This is a genomic window from Paenibacillus sp. MB22_1 (assembly GCF_047200555.1).
GTDB classification, from domain to species: Bacteria; Bacillota; Bacilli; order Paenibacillales; family Paenibacillaceae; genus Fontibacillus; species Fontibacillus phoenicis.
Map to the genome: position 1 here is coordinate 1 of NZ_JBLADV010000001.1, position 15,893 is coordinate 15,893.

At 46.1% G+C, this 15,893-nt stretch carries 11 protein-coding genes and 1 pseudogene; 11 read left to right on the forward strand and 1 reads right to left on the reverse strand.

The genetic code is table 11. The features are described from left to right. Positions 1-105 precede the first annotated feature (105 nt). The 5 genes from ACL02P_RS00005 to ACL02P_RS00025 all read left to right on the forward strand — a co-directional run bounded on the left by ACL02P_RS00005 (position 106) and on the right by ACL02P_RS00025 (position 5,508). A complete protein-coding gene (locus ACL02P_RS00005) occupies positions 106-1,401 on the forward strand; it encodes an IS110 family transposase (RefSeq protein WP_387803091.1) in 1,296 nt (431 codons plus the stop codon). 422 nt (positions 1,402-1,823) lie between these two features. Then, positions 1,824-2,396, forward strand: a complete 573-nt coding sequence (locus ACL02P_RS00010) for an asparagine synthase-related protein (RefSeq protein ID WP_412836559.1) — start codon at positions 1,824-1,826, stop codon at positions 2,394-2,396. A gap of 83 nt (positions 2,397-2,479) precedes the next feature. Then, positions 2,480-3,394 (forward strand): WD40/YVTN/BNR-like repeat-containing protein, encoded by a 915-nt coding sequence (locus tag ACL02P_RS00015; RefSeq protein WP_036644986.1) that lies wholly within the window; start codon positions 2,480-2,482, stop codon positions 3,392-3,394. A gap of 221 nt (positions 3,395-3,615) precedes the next feature. Then, positions 3,616-4,914: an IS110 family transposase gene (locus tag ACL02P_RS00020; RefSeq protein ID WP_412836560.1), complete on the forward strand. Its 1,299-nt coding sequence runs from the start codon at positions 3,616-3,618 to the stop codon at positions 4,912-4,914. 405 nt (positions 4,915-5,319) lie between these two features. Further along, positions 5,320-5,508 carry a hypothetical protein gene (locus ACL02P_RS00025; RefSeq protein ID WP_412836561.1) on the forward strand — a complete coding sequence of 63 codons (189 nt, stop codon included), beginning with the start codon at positions 5,320-5,322 and terminating at the stop codon, positions 5,506-5,508. A gap of 47 nt (positions 5,509-5,555) precedes the next feature. On the opposite strand, the gene ACL02P_RS00030 is transcribed toward ACL02P_RS00025, so the two are convergent. Then, the gene (locus ACL02P_RS00030; RefSeq protein WP_412837292.1) at positions 5,556-6,758 is read right to left on the reverse strand and encodes an IS256 family transposase; all 1,203 of its coding nucleotides are present in this window, start codon (positions 6,756-6,758) and stop codon (positions 5,556-5,558) included. A gap of 130 nt (positions 6,759-6,888) precedes the next feature. Here ACL02P_RS00030 and ACL02P_RS00035 point away from each other — a divergent pair. The 6 genes and pseudogenes from ACL02P_RS00035 to ACL02P_RS00060 all read left to right on the forward strand — a co-directional run. Beyond that, positions 6,889-8,301, forward strand: a pseudogene (locus ACL02P_RS00035) (multicopper oxidase family protein); the annotation flags it as partial. Between the two features lie 270 nt (positions 8,302-8,571). Then, positions 8,572-9,870 (forward strand): IS110 family transposase, encoded by a 1,299-nt coding sequence (locus tag ACL02P_RS00040; protein WP_009227147.1) that lies wholly within the window; start codon positions 8,572-8,574, stop codon positions 9,868-9,870. 449 nt (positions 9,871-10,319) lie between these two features. Beyond that, a complete protein-coding gene (locus ACL02P_RS00045) occupies positions 10,320-11,474 on the forward strand; it encodes a multicopper oxidase family protein (protein ID WP_198136186.1) in 1,155 nt (384 codons plus the stop codon). 36 nt (positions 11,475-11,510) lie between these two features. Next, entirely contained in the window at positions 11,511-11,978 is a 468-nt protein-coding gene (locus tag ACL02P_RS00050) for a C40 family peptidase (protein ID WP_009224849.1), read from the forward strand. Between the two features lie 114 nt (positions 11,979-12,092). Then, positions 12,093-14,150 (forward strand): spermine synthase, encoded by a 2,058-nt coding sequence (locus ACL02P_RS00055; RefSeq protein WP_412836562.1) that lies wholly within the window; start codon positions 12,093-12,095, stop codon positions 14,148-14,150. Between the two features lie 159 nt (positions 14,151-14,309). Further along, positions 14,310-15,674: an ISNCY family transposase gene (locus tag ACL02P_RS00060; RefSeq protein WP_019007868.1), complete on the forward strand. Its 1,365-nt coding sequence runs from the start codon at positions 14,310-14,312 to the stop codon at positions 15,672-15,674. Positions 15,675-15,893: the final 219 nt, after the last annotated feature.

Sequence of the window (15,893 nt, forward strand, 5' to 3'; positions counted from 1 at the left end):
CCTGTAATGAATTAATTTGAGGTTTGAACGAAAAAAGCGCCTCCTGTATGCTGGGTCTTGGAATGTGGACCATTCACTGCCCTAATTAAGAGGAGGACGCTCACTATGAAGTATAAGCAATCGAAGAAGCAGAATCAACGGATTACACAAATTACCGAAGCTACACTAGTGGTTGGAGCAGACATTGCAAAAGAAACCCATGTAGCACGCGGGATCGACTTTCGGGGAATCGAACTTGGCAAAGAATGTGTGTTTAGCAATAACCGCTCAGGGCTGACTAAACTGGTATCGTGGATGAAGGAGCTACAGTGGCAACATGCGAAGACTGATGTGATCTTCGGCATCGAGCCGACCGGACACTACTGGTTCCCGCTAGCGGAATTTCTGCAGCACGAAGGGATTAAGGTGGTTATCGTCAATCCTCATCATGTGAACAAGAGCAAAGAGCTTGAGGACAATTCCCCGACGAAAAACGACTATAAAGATGCCAAAGTGATCGCAGATCTGATCCGCAATGGGAAGTACACCGAACCGAAATTCCCGAAGAGCGTCTATGCGGATTTACGCATCTTGATGAACCTGAGGGAAAAAGTGATGGGGAACTTTGGGCAAGTCCAAAGGCGGATTCAAAACTGGCTGGACCGTTTCTTCCCGGAATACCAACAGGTGTTCAAAGACTGGGAAGGGAAAGCATCGCTCATCACACTGACAGATTTTCCAACACCGCAAGACGTCGTATCTCAAGGCGCCTATACGATTCTGAAGCGTTGGAAGCAGGATGTGAAACGAGCTGTAGGCATGAAGCGAGCGGAGAAACTGGTTCAAGCCGCCAAGTCTTCGATCGGACTTACCGAGGGTCTCACTGCAGCCAAAATCGAATTGAAGGCTTTACTGGAGCAGTACGACTTATTTGCTCGTCAGCTAGAAGACATCATGCAACAGGTGGAACAACTACTGGATCGGGTTCCCGGTTCTGAAGAGATGTTGACGGTACCTGGAGTCGGAGTGGTGACACTGGCTGGTTTCCTGGCGGAAGTCGGGGATCTGCGAGGCTACGATCATGGCCAACAGATCATACGACTTGCCGGATTCAATCTGAAGGAAAACAGCTCCGGCAAGAAGAAGGGCAAGTCCACGATCACCAAACGTGGACGATCCCGGCTACGGGCGTTGCTGTTCCGGGCTGTCATGCCGATGGTGGCAAAAAACGCGGAGTTTAAGGCATTACATCAATATTACACGACACGCACAAACAATCCGTTAAAGAAGAAACAGTCCATTGTAGCCCTGTGTGGAAAACTCATTCGAGTCTTATTCACATTGGGGACAAAACAAATGTGCTACAACCCTATGGATGTTCTGGGGCCGGTACGCCAGTCTCAGCTTCGGATGGCAGCGTAAAACGAGATTCAAACTTTCAGCGTTTGCATACGACGAATAGGTTATAAACAACGACAACAGAAGCACGGAGCAGCCGCAAGGAATTATTCCATAAGGGCAACGACCCAGTAAAGGAGCAAGAAGCGGCGTCCACCCCTTGAGAGGCAGGACGAAGGAATGTGAGGGCTATGACCCAGTGTGACATGGGAGGGTAAGCCGTCAAGGGAATGGTGTGGATATCCAAGGTGCGAACATACCGATGTTATCCATAGATTGGAAAATGGGTTCCAAACTCTATTCCTGCCATCGGCTCCACCAGAAAAATATGTCATATAAACATAATATCTCCATCTCTCGAAAACGTCGAAGTTGAAAATCTAAGAAATCGTAAGCAAATGAAAGAAAACATTAATTTATAGTGGGAGGATGAAAAGGAACAAATCATGGTCTTTCGGCCTGAACTATTCAATATTTGGGAACCAACCACGGAACTTACAAAAGGCATTTATGAAATTAGTAAAAATCTCGATGATGTGACCCGAATGCAATTGATTGACCTTCATTTATGGTTGCCAGGGAATATTCTCATGAAGGCAGATAAGATGAGTATGGCACATTCTTTAGAGATTCGGGTTCCTTTTTTGGATAAAGAGGTTTTCAATATTGCCCGAAAAATCCCGGTGAATTATCGCATATCAAAAGACACTACAAAGTTTGTTTTACGTCGGGCCATGGACGGTCTGGTCCCTGATCATGTGTTAAATCGGCCTAAGCTTGGCTTTCCCGTACCCTTAAGAAAATGGCTTATGACATCTATAGGGGATCACATGCTAGAGCAAATCATAGGTAGTGGGGTAGAGGAATGGTTTAAACTTAGTCAGGTGAAGGAGATGTTAGATCGGCACCGCAAAGGTTTAGGGGATTACTCCAGAAAGCTCTGGACCATTTATATTTTTTCATTGTGGAAGTCCCTCTATATTCAGCCCGATTATATGAAAATGGTCATGATAAATTGATTAACTGCCTTGTTCATGCACAAATGGTCTTCACATCGGTCATTAATAAAATGACATTCATCATAATGGTTAGGAGAATGAACATGTTTAGAGTAAAAAAGAAATTTTCTTGGGGATTTGGCTTTTACTTAACAATAGCTTTAGCTTTAATTATCATTTTTGCGATATGGGGTGGAACTAAAAAAAGCAAAGAATCAAATTTGGCATCTTTGATTACCGAGTCCAACACGCACCCACACGTCTTTAGTTATGCACTCGATGATACAACGGTTTTGATGGGGACACATACAGGTGTATATGAACTTGTTGATCAGAAGTGGCAGAGAACTTTTGAGCCGATTAAAACCAACGATGTGATGGGAATCGAAACGGATTTCGAGAATCCTTCAAAAATATATGCCGCAGGTCACGGATTTGTGAAACGATCTGTCGATGGCGGAGATACGTGGGAAACGATTGAAAATGGACTTCCTAATCAATCCAAACCCAATGAACCCGATGCGCATTATTTAGTTATGGATCCTGACGATCCGAATCATTTATTTACCTTGTTGGCAGGTTCGGAGAACAACTTATTTGAAACAAAAGATGGGGGCGAGATATGGCAGAACATAGGCACTCTGCCTGAAGGTGCGTACTCCATTACGGCGCTGCCGGGAGCTCCTGTTTCCTTTTTGGCAGCCACGGAAACAGGACTTATTCATTACATTGTTAATGAAGGCAAGGTTCAGAACTTGCTCTTAACCAATGAACCGGTATATGGGGTGCTTTATTTAGCTAATGGGGAGGTCATCCTTATGTCGGAAAGCGGATTTCTAAAATCAAAAGATTTGAAAGACTGGTCAGACCTTCATGTTGATTTAAAAGGTGAAATGCCGCTCGGCATCAAAGCGTCGAAACGTGATCCCAACCGGCTGGTCATTGTGACTGACCGATATTCTGTTTTTGAAAGCGACAATGGCGGCAGTAGCTGGTCACTGAGAGCAAGTGTTGAATAAACATATATCTTCTGATCTCTCCTTATTTTTATTATCTATTATTTCAAAATTTAGATGTCTTCATAAATTCCACACAAATTTTAGATATACTGTTGGAGATAAAATCAATAGGAGCATTCCTGTAATGAATTAATTTGAGGTTTGAACAAAAAGAGCGCCTCCTGTATGCTGGGTCTCGGAATGGTGCACATTCACTGCCCTAAATGAGGAGGACGCTCACTATGAAGCATACCCAATCTAGCAAGCAAAATCAACGTATCTTAAGAATCTCTGAATCGACGCTGGTCATCGGCACAGACATCGCCAAACGAAATCACGTTGCGCGTGCATTCAACTACCGCGGAATTGAGCTTGGCAAGCGCTGTCTGTTCACCAATGACGACAACGGCTTGAACAACCTACTAGCCTGGGCGAGAAACCTTCAGCAAGAGCATAGCATGAATGACATCGTCATGGGAGTCGAGCCCACAGGCCATTACTGGTTTCCGTTGTATCACTTCATGAAGTCTCGCGATGTCGAGGTGGTGTTGATCAATCCGCATCATGTGAACAAGAGCAAGGAACTGGACGACAACTCGCCAACCAAGAACGACACCAAGGATGCCAAGGTTATCGGAAAGCTGGTGATCGATGGTCGCTATACGAAGCCTCAACTGCCAGAAGGGATCTATGCCGATCTGAGAGTCTACATGAACCAGCGCGATCGCTTAAACAAAGACCTGAATCGTGCCAAGGCGCGAGTTCACAATTGGCTAGATCGATTCTTCCCCGAATATACCAAGGTGTTCAAGGACTGGGAAGGCAAGGCCTCGATTATCACATTGGAACACTTCCCAACGCCACATGAGGTGATTCAAGCTGGTGAAACATCGATTGTGGCGACTTGGAAGAAGAACGGCGTACAGCGGGCTGTAGGTGCCAAGAGAGCCGCTCAGCTGTATCGTACAGCCAGCAAGTCCATCGGCCTGACGGAAGGTGTAACGGCAGCCAGACATGAGCTAGCCCTGTGCTTGGAGCAGTACACCATGCTGTCTAGGCAGCTTGATCAACTGATGGAGCTTGTTGAAGCGTTGGTCAAACAGATTCCTGGGGCCGAAGTCATGATGAGTATCCCCTGTGTGAAGCTGGTTACTGTTGCAGGGTTTCTAGCGGAAGTCGGCGATCTCAGCGACTATGATCATAGCCAGCAGATCGTGCGTCACGCCGGTCTGAGCTTGCGTGAGAACAGTTCAGGGGATCGCAAAGGGGAGACGACCATATCCAAGCGAGGACGTCGTCGCCTAAGAGCCTTGTTGTATCGGGCGACGCTTACCTTGGTAGCGAAGAATCCTGAGTTCCGTGCATTGCATCTGTACTTCACGACACGCAGAGACAATGCACTGAAGAAGAAGCAATCGATGATTGCACTGTGTAACAAGCTCATCCGTGTCTTATTTGAGCTGGGTCGAAAGCAAAAGCACTATGATTCAAGCAAAGTCCTTGGCCCCCATCGGGAGGCTCAAATGCAAATCGCAGCTTAATTTATTCACAGGTTAGCAACTCAACGTTTTACTTGCTTTATCCACATGTTGATCTTTGACAAACGAAGCACGGATAGGCCGGGAGGAATTATCACCACAAGGGCATCGACCCCGCAAAGGAGCTTACCTGGCCTCCACCCCTTGAGAGGTAGAACGAAGGAATGTAAGGGCATTGACCCAGAGAGATATGGGAGGGTAAACCGCAAGGGAATGTGTGGAGATCCATTTGCGACCAAAGGGCTGAAAAAACGAGGTGACCACCACCTCTGTTCCCGCCGACAGGTCGATCCCATATTTTTGCTCTTCATTAAATCTTATCCAAGGACGCTTCGTTGGTCAAAGGAGATATTGTAAGAAAAAGCGAGAAAAACGTAGGAAACATTAAATTATTGAGGGAGGATCATTATGAAAGGTAAACTAAAAATTCTACTTGCAGTAGGTGCTTTTAGTGTCATTGTGGCAGGTTGCGCAAATTCAGACGGTCAAAATGGGATGGAAGGCATGGATCATTCAAAAATGAACATGAGTGATTCTCAACAGAATACGGATCAAAATAAAGACCAGTCAGGGGAAATCAAATTGACGAAAGGGTAGCGTCCCGTCAAGTGGTGTAAAATTGATTTCTACTCTGTGACCCATATTTATTTCTGCAAGAGCATAGCAGATGTTAAGAGATTTTGCTCCCCCTGAACCACTTTGGCCATGGACTCTTTACTAAAATAACGGCGCGATACTGTCCATTCATCCTGCTGTTCCATCAGGATGGCACCAATAAGACGAATGGCAGACTCTCGATTCGGAAAGATCCCAACAACATCGGAACGCCGGCGGATTTCTCGGTTCAAGCGCTCCAATGGATTCGTGGAATGGATTTGCCGCCAATGTTCCTTGGGGAAAGCCATGTAAGCCAGGACATCACTTTCAGCCTGCTCAAGGATCTCCATAGCCTTCGGGAACTTCCCGTGAAGCTGGTTCACGACTTGCCGTAATTGCAGGATTGCATCTTCTTGGGTCGGCTGTGCAAAAATGGTCCGAATAATCGAAGAAACCATCGATTGTGAAGACTTCGGCACCTGGCTCAACACATTGCGCATAAAGTGAACACGGCAACGCTGCCAAACCGCGCCTGTCAGAACTTGCTCGATTGCGCCGCGTAATCCTTCATGTGCATCACTAATCACCAGTTGAACGCCATGCAGCCCTCTTGAAACCAATTTGCGAAGAAATTCAACCCAGAACGGGCCGTCTTCGCTCATCCCAAGGTCAAAACCAAGGATCTCTCGTTCTCCGGTTTCCCGAACCCCAATGGCTACAACCAGTGCCATACTTCGTACACGGCCGCCTTCACGCACCTTCGGGAATGTCGCGTCCAACCAAACATAAGGGAACTGCCCTTCGAGCGGACGCTCCTTGAAGGCCAGTACGACTTCATCCAGCTCTTTGCAGATCCGGGAGACTTCACTTTTGCTAATGCCCTTCATGCCGAGCGATTCTACGAGTTCGTCTACTTTCCGTGTGCTGACGCCATGAACGTATGCCTCCTGAACCACGGAAAGCAGCGCTTTCTCTGCACGCTTTCGAGGCTCAAGCAGCGAAGGAAAATAAGTGCCTTTGCGTAGTTTTGGGATTCTTAGATCGAGTGTTCCTACGCGTGTATCCCATTCACGGTGTCGATAGCCATTTCGATGGTTGGTTCTGTCTGTGTTGCGTTCATAACGCTCTGCACCGATTTGTGCCGCTACCTCCACCTCCATCAGTGCATGAACCAGAACGTTCAAAGCCTCTTTAAGAAAATCTACATCACCATCAATTCCGGACTTGCGCAACAGCTCTAAAAGTGACATTCTATCTATAGAAGTCACGGTGTGATCCTCCTTCTAAAGGTGATTGGCTTCACTTTAGTAGAAATCATACCGTGGCTTCCTTTGTCAAGAAGCCCGGGCTAATTTTACACCACTACTTGAGACTATAACGACGAAAGTTGCTCCTGTTGCGGATGGAAAAGAATTTACGATTACCGCGCAAACGAGCAACTTGAAAGTATCGGATGATCTGACGCTGCCTGTGTGGACGTTTAACAATTCGGTGCCGGGTCCACAGATTCGTGTGAAGGTCGGTGATACCGTGAAAATCAAATTGAAGAATGAGTTGGAGGAGCCTGTCTCCATACACTGGCATGGTTATCCTGTTCCAAATAATATGGATGGTATTCCGGGGGTAACTCAAGATGCAGTACCTGCAGGTAAGGAATTCACCTATGAATTTAAAGCGACTGTCCCGGGAACTTATTGGTATCACTCGCACCAAGATAGTGTAAATCAGCTTGATAAGGGCTTGTATGGTACGTTAATCGTAGAAGATCCCAATGAAAACTATGACCGTGATTATACCCTTGTGCTGGATGAGTGGATGAGCTCAGGCGAGATGGATATGAGCAACATGGAAGGCATGGAGGGGATGGATCACAGCCAAATGAACATGGGAGATATGAGTAGCATGACAGAGATGGCTGGGCATGATATGAGCGTGTATGACCTGTACACCATGAATGGGAAAACTGGGGATTCGATTGATAAGCTTATCGTGAAGGAAGGGGATAAAGTTCGCATTCGTTTGGTCAATGCGGGCTACATTACGCACACGTTGCATTTACACGGACATGAGTTTAAAGTCATTGCCTCCGATGGGCAACCTGTAAATAGTCCAGCCGTGATCGCCAATCAAGGCATTGCGATCGCGCCTGGTGAACGCTATGATCTCGAATTTACTGCCAATAACCCCGGATCATGGCTCTTCGAAGAGCATGGAAAAGATGAGCGGGTGAAGAACATGCGTGCTGTAATTGAGTATGAGGGCGCAATAGGCAAAACCGATAACTCGAATGCGGATGATGAGCTGCCTAACTTTGATTTAACCAAATACGGCCAACAAGCGATGTCTAATTTCTCTTTGGATCAAAAGTTTGATCAAGACGTAAAATTAAATCTGAACACAGAAATGAAGGATGGGGAAATGGTCTACACAATCAATGGAAAGATGTTTCCTGATACCGATTCGATCAAAGTAGATAAAGGGGACAAAGTGAAGGTTACCTTAGTTAATTTGTCTAAAACCGATGATCATCCCATGCACTTACACGGTCATTTCTTCCAAGTATTAAGTAAGAACGGTAAACCACTAGAAGGAGCACCTGTGATCAAAGACACGCTTAATGTGAAGCCTGGCGAAGAATACGTGGTTGCATTTGAAGCGGATAATCCGGGGGATTGGATGTTCCACTGCCATGATTTACACCATGCGTCCGCAGGGATGGTTACAGACGTGATGTACGAGGGCTACAAAAGTAATTACACACCTGACCCTACAGTCGGAAATAAGCCAGAATAATTTAACAGACTCCTGCAGCGATCAGTCGTTGCAGGAGTTTTTGTTTCAACTCTTCTCTATGTCTATCGACAAAACTCGCTTCTATTTTTCATCTTCTTACTTTCCACACAGATTCTCAACATTTTCCATGTACAATGGACTCATCATAGATTACGAGAGGAGCAATTCCTGTAGTGAATTAATTTGCGGTTTGAAATGAAAAAGCGCCTCCTGTATGCTGGGTCTCGGAATGTCGCACATTCACTGCCCTAAATGAGGAGGACGCTCTAGATGAAGCATAACCAATCCAGCAAACAAAATCAACGGATTTCGAGAATTTCTGAAACAACACTGGTCATCGGGACCGACATCGCGAAGCACAACCATGTCGCTCGGGCCTTCAACTATCGTGGCATTGAGCTTGGCACGCGTTGCCTGTTCCAGAACGACGAGAATGGCCTGCTGAACTTGTTGGCTTGGGCCGAATCCATCCAGCAAGAACATGGACTGACGGACGTACTACTTGGCGTAGAGCCAACCGGGCACTACTGGTTCCCGCTGTTTCACTTCCTGAAGCGGCGCGGCGTCGAAGTCGTTTTGGTGAATCCGCATCACGTCAAGAAAAGTAAGGAACTCGACGACAACTCGCCGACCAAGAACGACATCAAAGATGCGAAGGTCGTTGCCAAACTCGTCATCGACGGACGCTATACACAGCCGCAGCTGCCGGAAGGCGTTTACGCCGACCTGCGTGTGCTGATGAACCAGCGAGACCGTTTGTGCGGGGATTTGAACCGGGTGAAAGGAAGAATCCATAATTGGCTGGATCGCTTCTTTCCCGAATATAGACAAGTGTTCAAAGACTGGGAAGGCAAGGCCTCGCTTATTACGCTCACGCACCTTCCCCTGCCGCAAGACGTCGTCGCCGCCGGCGAAACAACGGTCGTGGCCATCTGGAAGAAGAACGGCGTGAAACGAGCGGTAGGCCCCAAGAGAGCGGAACTGCTCTATCGGAAAGCCCGAAAGTCCATCGGCCTCACGGAAGGCGCTACGGCGGCCAAGCATGAGCTAGCCATGTACTTGGAGCAGTACGCCATGCTGTGCAGGCAGATCGAAGAACTGATGGAGCATGTGGCGGCTCTGGTGGAGCAGATTCCGGGCGCCTGTCACATGATGAGCATTCCATGCATCGGCCTCGTTACGGTTGCAGGCTTCCTGGCGGAAGTCGGGGACTTGAGCGGCTACGATCATAGCCAGCAAATTGTCCGTCACGCCGGTCTCAGTCTGCGGGAAAACAGCTCCGGGCTCCACAAGGGGGAAACGACCATCAGCAAGCGAGGTCGCTGTCGCCTTCGGGCCCTGCTGTACCGAGCAGCGCTGACGATGGTTGCCAAGAACCCGGAGTTCCGCGCGCTGCACCTGTACTTTACGACGCGCCGGGATAACCCGCTGAAGAAGAAGCAGTCGATGATTGCGATCTCGAGCAAGCTCATTCGCGTCATGTTTGAGCTAGGCCGTAAACAGAAGGACTATGACGCCAGCAAAGTGCTCGGCCCCCATCGGGAGGCTCAATTGCAAACAGCAGCTTAATTCATTCACAGCTGGATAACTCACTCACGTTTTATCGCTTATACACATGTTGATCTTTGACAAACGAAGCACGGATAGGCTGGGAGGAATTCATTCCATTAGGGCGTCGACCCCGCAGAGGAGCTAACCTGGCCTCCACCCCTTGAAAGGTAGAACGAAGGAATGTAAGGGCATCGACCCAGGGAGATATGGGAGGGTAAACCGCAAGGGCTCATGTGGAGATCCATATGCGACCATACGGCTTTCAAAAAGCGGGGTGGTCCCCACCTCTATTCCCGCCAACAGGTCGATCCCAAATATTCGCTCCTCGTCAAATCCTATCCAAGGGGGCTTTGGATGTCAAAGAAGAAAACATGCGAAAAAGTGAGAAAAACGGAGAAACCATTAATTTATTGAGGGAGGATACAGTACACGATTATTGAGTAAATCAAGAAATGGAGGAGACGATTTTGATCAAAAAATTTTGGAAGCATGGCAGCTTGGCGGTCTTACTCGCGGTAAGTGCCTTTGGTTCTGTAGGGGCCGCTAATGCGGAGCAAGCCAAGCCGGCTAAACAAGATTTGAATATCCTGACCACCACTCAATTGCGAAAATTGCCTCCGTTAAAAGAGACAGACACAATTGTACCGACAGGTAAAGTAAAAGAGTTTACGCTCGATGTCAAGGAAGAAAAGTGGGAGTTGGTGAAAGGGACAACCGTAGACGCCATTACCATCAACGGCACGGTCCCGGGACCGGAAATCCGGGTGACCGAGGGAGATACGGTTCGTATCACGGTCAAAAATAACCTTAAGGAAGACACATCGATTCACTGGCATGGACTCCATGTTCCAAACAATATGGACGGAGTACCTCCTTTTACGCAAGATGGCATTAAAGCGGGTAAATCTTATACTTACGAGTTTATTGCGAACCATGCGGGAACTTTCATGTATCATTCCCATTTAAATAGTGTCAAGCAAATCGATAAAGGGTTTTACGGAGCGTTTATTATAGATCCGCAAAAACCCGAAGCACAACCCAAATTTGATCAGGATATAACCTGGATGCTTGGCGGCTGGAACGTAGGCGATATGCAAGCAATGAGTGTCAATGGGACAATGTTAGATAAAGCCGGTATGAATGCTGAAATGCCGGATGCACATGGCAAGATGACGGATATGGCAGGTATGGATATGGGGATGCACACTGCGGAAGGAACCGGCTCAGCTCAGATGAACATGGACTACAATTACTGGACGATCAACGGGAAAGCATTCCCGGACACGAAACCTCTTGTTGTCAAGAAGGGACAAACCGTTCGCTTACGTCTCATCAATATCAGCAACCTAAATCACCCGATGCATTTGCATGGACACGATTTCCGGGTCATTGCGGAAGACGGCCATCCCATCTCTAATCCGCAGGTCATGAATACCATTGATATTGCACCCGGTAAAACCTACGATATTGAATTCATTGCCGACAACCCGGGAACTTGGGTATTCCATTGCCATGAACTGCACCACACAATGAACGGTGAAGTGGAACCAGGCGGATTAATCGGTGTGATCCAATATGAAGGCCAACCGGCTACTGTTCAAACCCAGAGCGGCATGGAATAAGTCATAGGAGGAGTTCAGTAAGAGAGGAGAAATAGATTGAAGAAGATTATTGGATCAATTTTATTCCTTACCCTACTTACCGTGTTTAATGCCGGAAGCGTGTTTGCCAGTGAGTCGGCATTGCAGTCGGAAGTCGATCAAGTATTGGGGACCCCCTACCTATATGGTGGAACGACAACCAAAGGATTTGATTGTTCTGGATTTATTCAATATGTGTTTAAACAAGTAGATGTTGATCTCCCTAGAACAACGAAATTACAGGCAAAAGAAGGAGCAAAGGTGGAGAAGAAAAACCTGCGTTCAGGGGATCTTGTATTTTTTAATACGGACGGAACGGGCATCTCGCACGCCGGCATTTATATGGGGAATGGATTATTCTCCCACTCATCTGCAAGTAAGGGAGTTCAAATCAGCAAACTTTCGGAGGATTATTATGTCGAACGTTATGTAACCGCTCGCCGTATATTATCTGATGATGAGTATAATAAAATAACAAAAGAATGAAAGAATAGCTCGGTACATTAGTTGGACAGGCTTAACCCTAGAATTTAACAGTAAAAAGAAGTGCTTAAAACGCACTTCTTTTTCATTCTACCACTTAGAGGGGCGTAGGCATTCTTGATAAAGTCAATCAATATAAAGGGAAATTTTTTAATTTTATTAAGTATTTTCTTTGTATCTGTTTCCTTATTTGTATACCAAGTAATACTAACAAGAATATATTCGGCACTTTTATCCTATCACTATACTTTTCTTATCACATCTTTTGCAATATGCGGCGTTGGTGTCGGAAGCGTACTTGTATATATGCAGCAGAAAAAGGCAAAAGAACCGGGTAAGATACAGAAGGTGCAAAGTATAGGTTATGCGGCTTTTTTGTTAGCCCTATTTTATCTCGTCATATTATCGGTGATCTATAAGCTGCCTTATATAAATAGTGTTTTAATCTATGCCCTGTTGGGAACCCTTCCTTTTGTAATAGGGGGATATTATATATCCCTTCTCTTCAGACTATCCGCGGGGATAAGCAATAAACTTTATTTTGCAGATTTGCTCGGCTCAGGGGTTGGGAGCGTAGTTGTACTTCTATTAATGAACAATTTAGGAATGTTCAGGTCTTCCTTGGTTATAGCTATTATTGCCTTATTGGCTGCGCTCAGCTTCTCGTTGTTAGCAAATTTTAAGAGGTTGATTGCTGTAACCATAGTTTCTCTCGTTCTATTATCTTCAGGTTTATTCGTTCCAGTTCAGTATATAAATTCGATCGAGAAGAATTTCAACGGTTTATTGACTAATCCAGGTAAAACGTTTGGGTTTTATCAATATGAAGGTGAGAATGCAGAAATTATATCTACGGAATGGAATTCATTCTCTAGGACTGATGTTATAAGACTACCGGAAATACCCGACTATATGGTGGTTACTATTGATGGAGCGGCTAATGCCCCAATGATGAAATATAACGGTGATTTAAGCAGTCTGGAGAAATATAAAAAGGAAACTGAGTTTTTACCTTTTTCGATAGGGAAGAATGATAAGTCTTTGATCATTGGGCCAGGAGGGGGAAGAGATATATTATACGCTTTAGCGGCCGGGAGTAAAGATATTACCGCAGTTGAAATAAATACTTCGAGCATTGACGCCGTAGAAAAGTACTCCGACTTTAACGGCAACATTTACAATTTGCCGGAAGTGAAGGTATATGCAGAAGATGGTCGGAATTTCGTCAGAAGGACGAACGATAAATTCGATACGATCTTTTTATCCTTAGTAATGACCAATGCTTCTCAAAGTGTGGGGTACGCTCTTTCTGAAAACTATATCTATACGGTTGAGGCAGTGAAAGATTATCTAAATAAACTGGAAAGTAACGGAAGAGTCGCCTTTCTTGCTCATGATCAAAACGATCTCGAAAAAATAGTGGCAACCTCCATTTCAGCTCTTACTCAAAGAGGAGTTCCCTTGAAGGAAGCACCAAAATACATCGCTATTTTAGCCAAAAATATGCCTCCATCAGAACATGGCGGTGATGCTGAACATATTCATTATCCTATTGTAATCATAAAAAATGTACCTTTTACAGAGAATGAGAGTAACCAGTTATTAGACAAGGCATTACAAGGCGGTAATACGCCGTTATTCCTTCCTAATATTTACGAGGAGGGGCCTTTAAAGCACCTGGAAGATGAGCACGATACTTTCAAACAATTCACAGCCAAATTTAGCAACAATGTGGTCCCGTCTACAGATGATAGTCCCTATTTCTACAATTTTGAGAAGGGTTTACCTACATCGTTGCTTAATCTTCTTGCTGCTGTTGGAATTGGGAGTGTGATTCTCTTTGTCCCGTTTTTAATAAGAAATCGGAACTTGAAGAGACCAGCACTTTACTTTGGACTTCTAGGTGCCGGATTTATGTTGATTGAAACACCGCTCATACAGAAATTTTCTCTTTACTTCGGTCATCCTGTACTTACTTTTAGCTATATTCTGGCGGCATTGCTGGTAGGAAGCGGGTTGGGAGGATACATGAGTAGAAATAAATCGCTTAACAAAATTCTGAAAAATGACTGTATACCTCCTCTTTTGGTTGTGGTAGTCAATATAGCATTAATACTGCTTTTAGAAAAAATGTTTCTCATCACGTCGGAGTGGAGCTTAGTTAGTTTCCCCTGAAAAAGTCAGGGTGTTTTGAGCATAATTAAAAGGAATTCAGCACCTCAAAATGGAAATTGTTATTGACGAGATAACAAAGTTCCACACCCCGAGGGAAGAATTCCTTTGCTATAGGAGTTCAACAGAAGCCCTCGGGAATCCTTCCAAGAGGTGAAGAAAATGTTGAAACTTCGAGACGAGCAATTGACCATCTGGGATGCCATTCTCCCGGAATCTGTTAGAAAGTTGCCGGTCGAGCTTGCAATCATAGATCAATTACTGGACGACGACCGTTTTCTTCAACCGTTTACTGAGTTGCACCCGAAAGGCAAGAAAAGCGGCCGTCCTACGCTTGCAATTGAAAAGTACATCCGTCTTATGGTCCTGAAGCATAAATACAATTTGGGCTACGAGTCACTCGTGAAGGAAGTCGGTGACAGCATCACATGGCGAATGTTCTGCCGGTTTGCCATCGACGAACCGATGCCCGACCCGTCTACGCTCATCTATGCCCGCAAACGCTACGGCGACAAGATCGTCGAAGACATCAATGCCGCACTCGTAAAGCAGTGTGAGGAAAAAGCCGTTCTGAAAACCCGCAAATTGCGCACGGATACGACGGTTGTGGAATCCGACATCCATCACCCGACAGACGCTACGCTGTTGCAAGATGGCGTAAAAGTCATCACTCGAACGATTCAGAAAATCCGGAAAGTCGCCTCCCACACTGTTCAAGGCTTTGAAGATCGTACGGCAGAAATCAAGGAAAAGATTCTGTCCATCGCGAAAGTTCTACGTCGCCGCACCCGTGAATCTTGGGAAGAAGTTGACCGGATCACTGGGAGCGTAATCGAAGTAGCCGAGAACGTTGTGAACAAGGCGCAAGCCGTTATCGAGAAACTGCAAGACAAGGGCAAAGCTGCTCTTCGACAAAGTAAAACCAAACTGACCGAGGCGGTCACGCTAACCGGCAAGTTGTTGGAACAAGCCAAACAGGTCGTTTCCGGCAATCGAATCATCGCAGATCGGATCGTCAGTTTCTTTGACCCGGAAGCAAGACCGATTAAGAAAGGTAAGCTGGCCAAAGGAACTGAGTTCGGCTACAAGGTGCGAATCGACGAGACGGAAAGTGGCTTTGTGACCGGCTACGCTGTCTACGAGGGGAACCCCTCGGATGATGAACTGCTCGTTCCCGCTGTACAGGCGCATATCAAGCAATTCGGCAAAGCGCCGCAAGCTGTAGCGACCGACCGCGGTTTCTCAAGCAAGAAGAACGAAACGGCCATTACCGAACTTGGTGTGAAGCGAGCTAGCTTGCCGCGAAAGGGCAAAAAAGGCATTGCCCGATCCGAGTACGAAAACGAATTATGGTTCAAAGACTTGCAGCGTTACCGTGCAGCTGGAGAAGCGAAGATTAGTCTTCTCAAGCGGAAGTACGGTTTGAACCGCAGCAGGTATCGGGGCTTTGTCGGCTCAAAATGCTGGGTCGGCTTCGGGATTCTGACCCACAACCTGCAAAGAGCGGCAAAAATGCTCCAAAACTAACATGGAAACCGATCATTAGGGAAAGTTCTCCCTCACAACCCAGCCAGCAACCCGAAACTATTTTTGAAAATCGACTTTTTCAGGAGCAACTAGTTAATAAAATCATTGTTGCTTCCATATTAGTAATGATTCAAGGGTTCTTTATGGGGATTCCATTTCCAAGAGGACTAAAACGACTTGAGGAATCAGGTAAAGAGGACGCAATTCCGATGATGTTCG

Excerpts from the sequence above, each read along its gene's own strand:
- ACL02P_RS00020 (WP_412836560.1), top strand. The coding sequence starts at position 3,616 with ATGAAGCATACCCAATCTAGCAAGCAAAATCAACGTATCTTAAGAATC.
- ACL02P_RS00005 (WP_387803091.1), top strand. The coding sequence starts at position 106 with ATGAAGTATAAGCAATCGAAGAAGCAGAATCAACGGATTACACAAATT.
- ACL02P_RS00030 (WP_412837292.1), bottom strand. The coding sequence starts at position 6,758 with ATGTCACTTTTAGAGCTGTTGCGCAAGTCCGGAATTGATGGTGATGTA.
- ACL02P_RS00060 (WP_019007868.1), top strand. The coding sequence starts at position 14,310 with ATGTTGAAACTTCGAGACGAGCAATTGACCATCTGGGATGCCATTCTC.
- ACL02P_RS00025 (WP_412836561.1), top strand. The coding sequence starts at position 5,320 with ATGAAAGGTAAACTAAAAATTCTACTTGCAGTAGGTGCTTTTAGTGTC.
- ACL02P_RS00015 (WP_036644986.1), top strand. The coding sequence starts at position 2,480 with ATGTTTAGAGTAAAAAAGAAATTTTCTTGGGGATTTGGCTTTTACTTA.
- ACL02P_RS00010 (WP_412836559.1), top strand. The coding sequence starts at position 1,824 with ATGGTCTTTCGGCCTGAACTATTCAATATTTGGGAACCAACCACGGAA.
- ACL02P_RS00040 (WP_009227147.1), top strand. The coding sequence starts at position 8,572 with ATGAAGCATAACCAATCCAGCAAACAAAATCAACGGATTTCGAGAATT.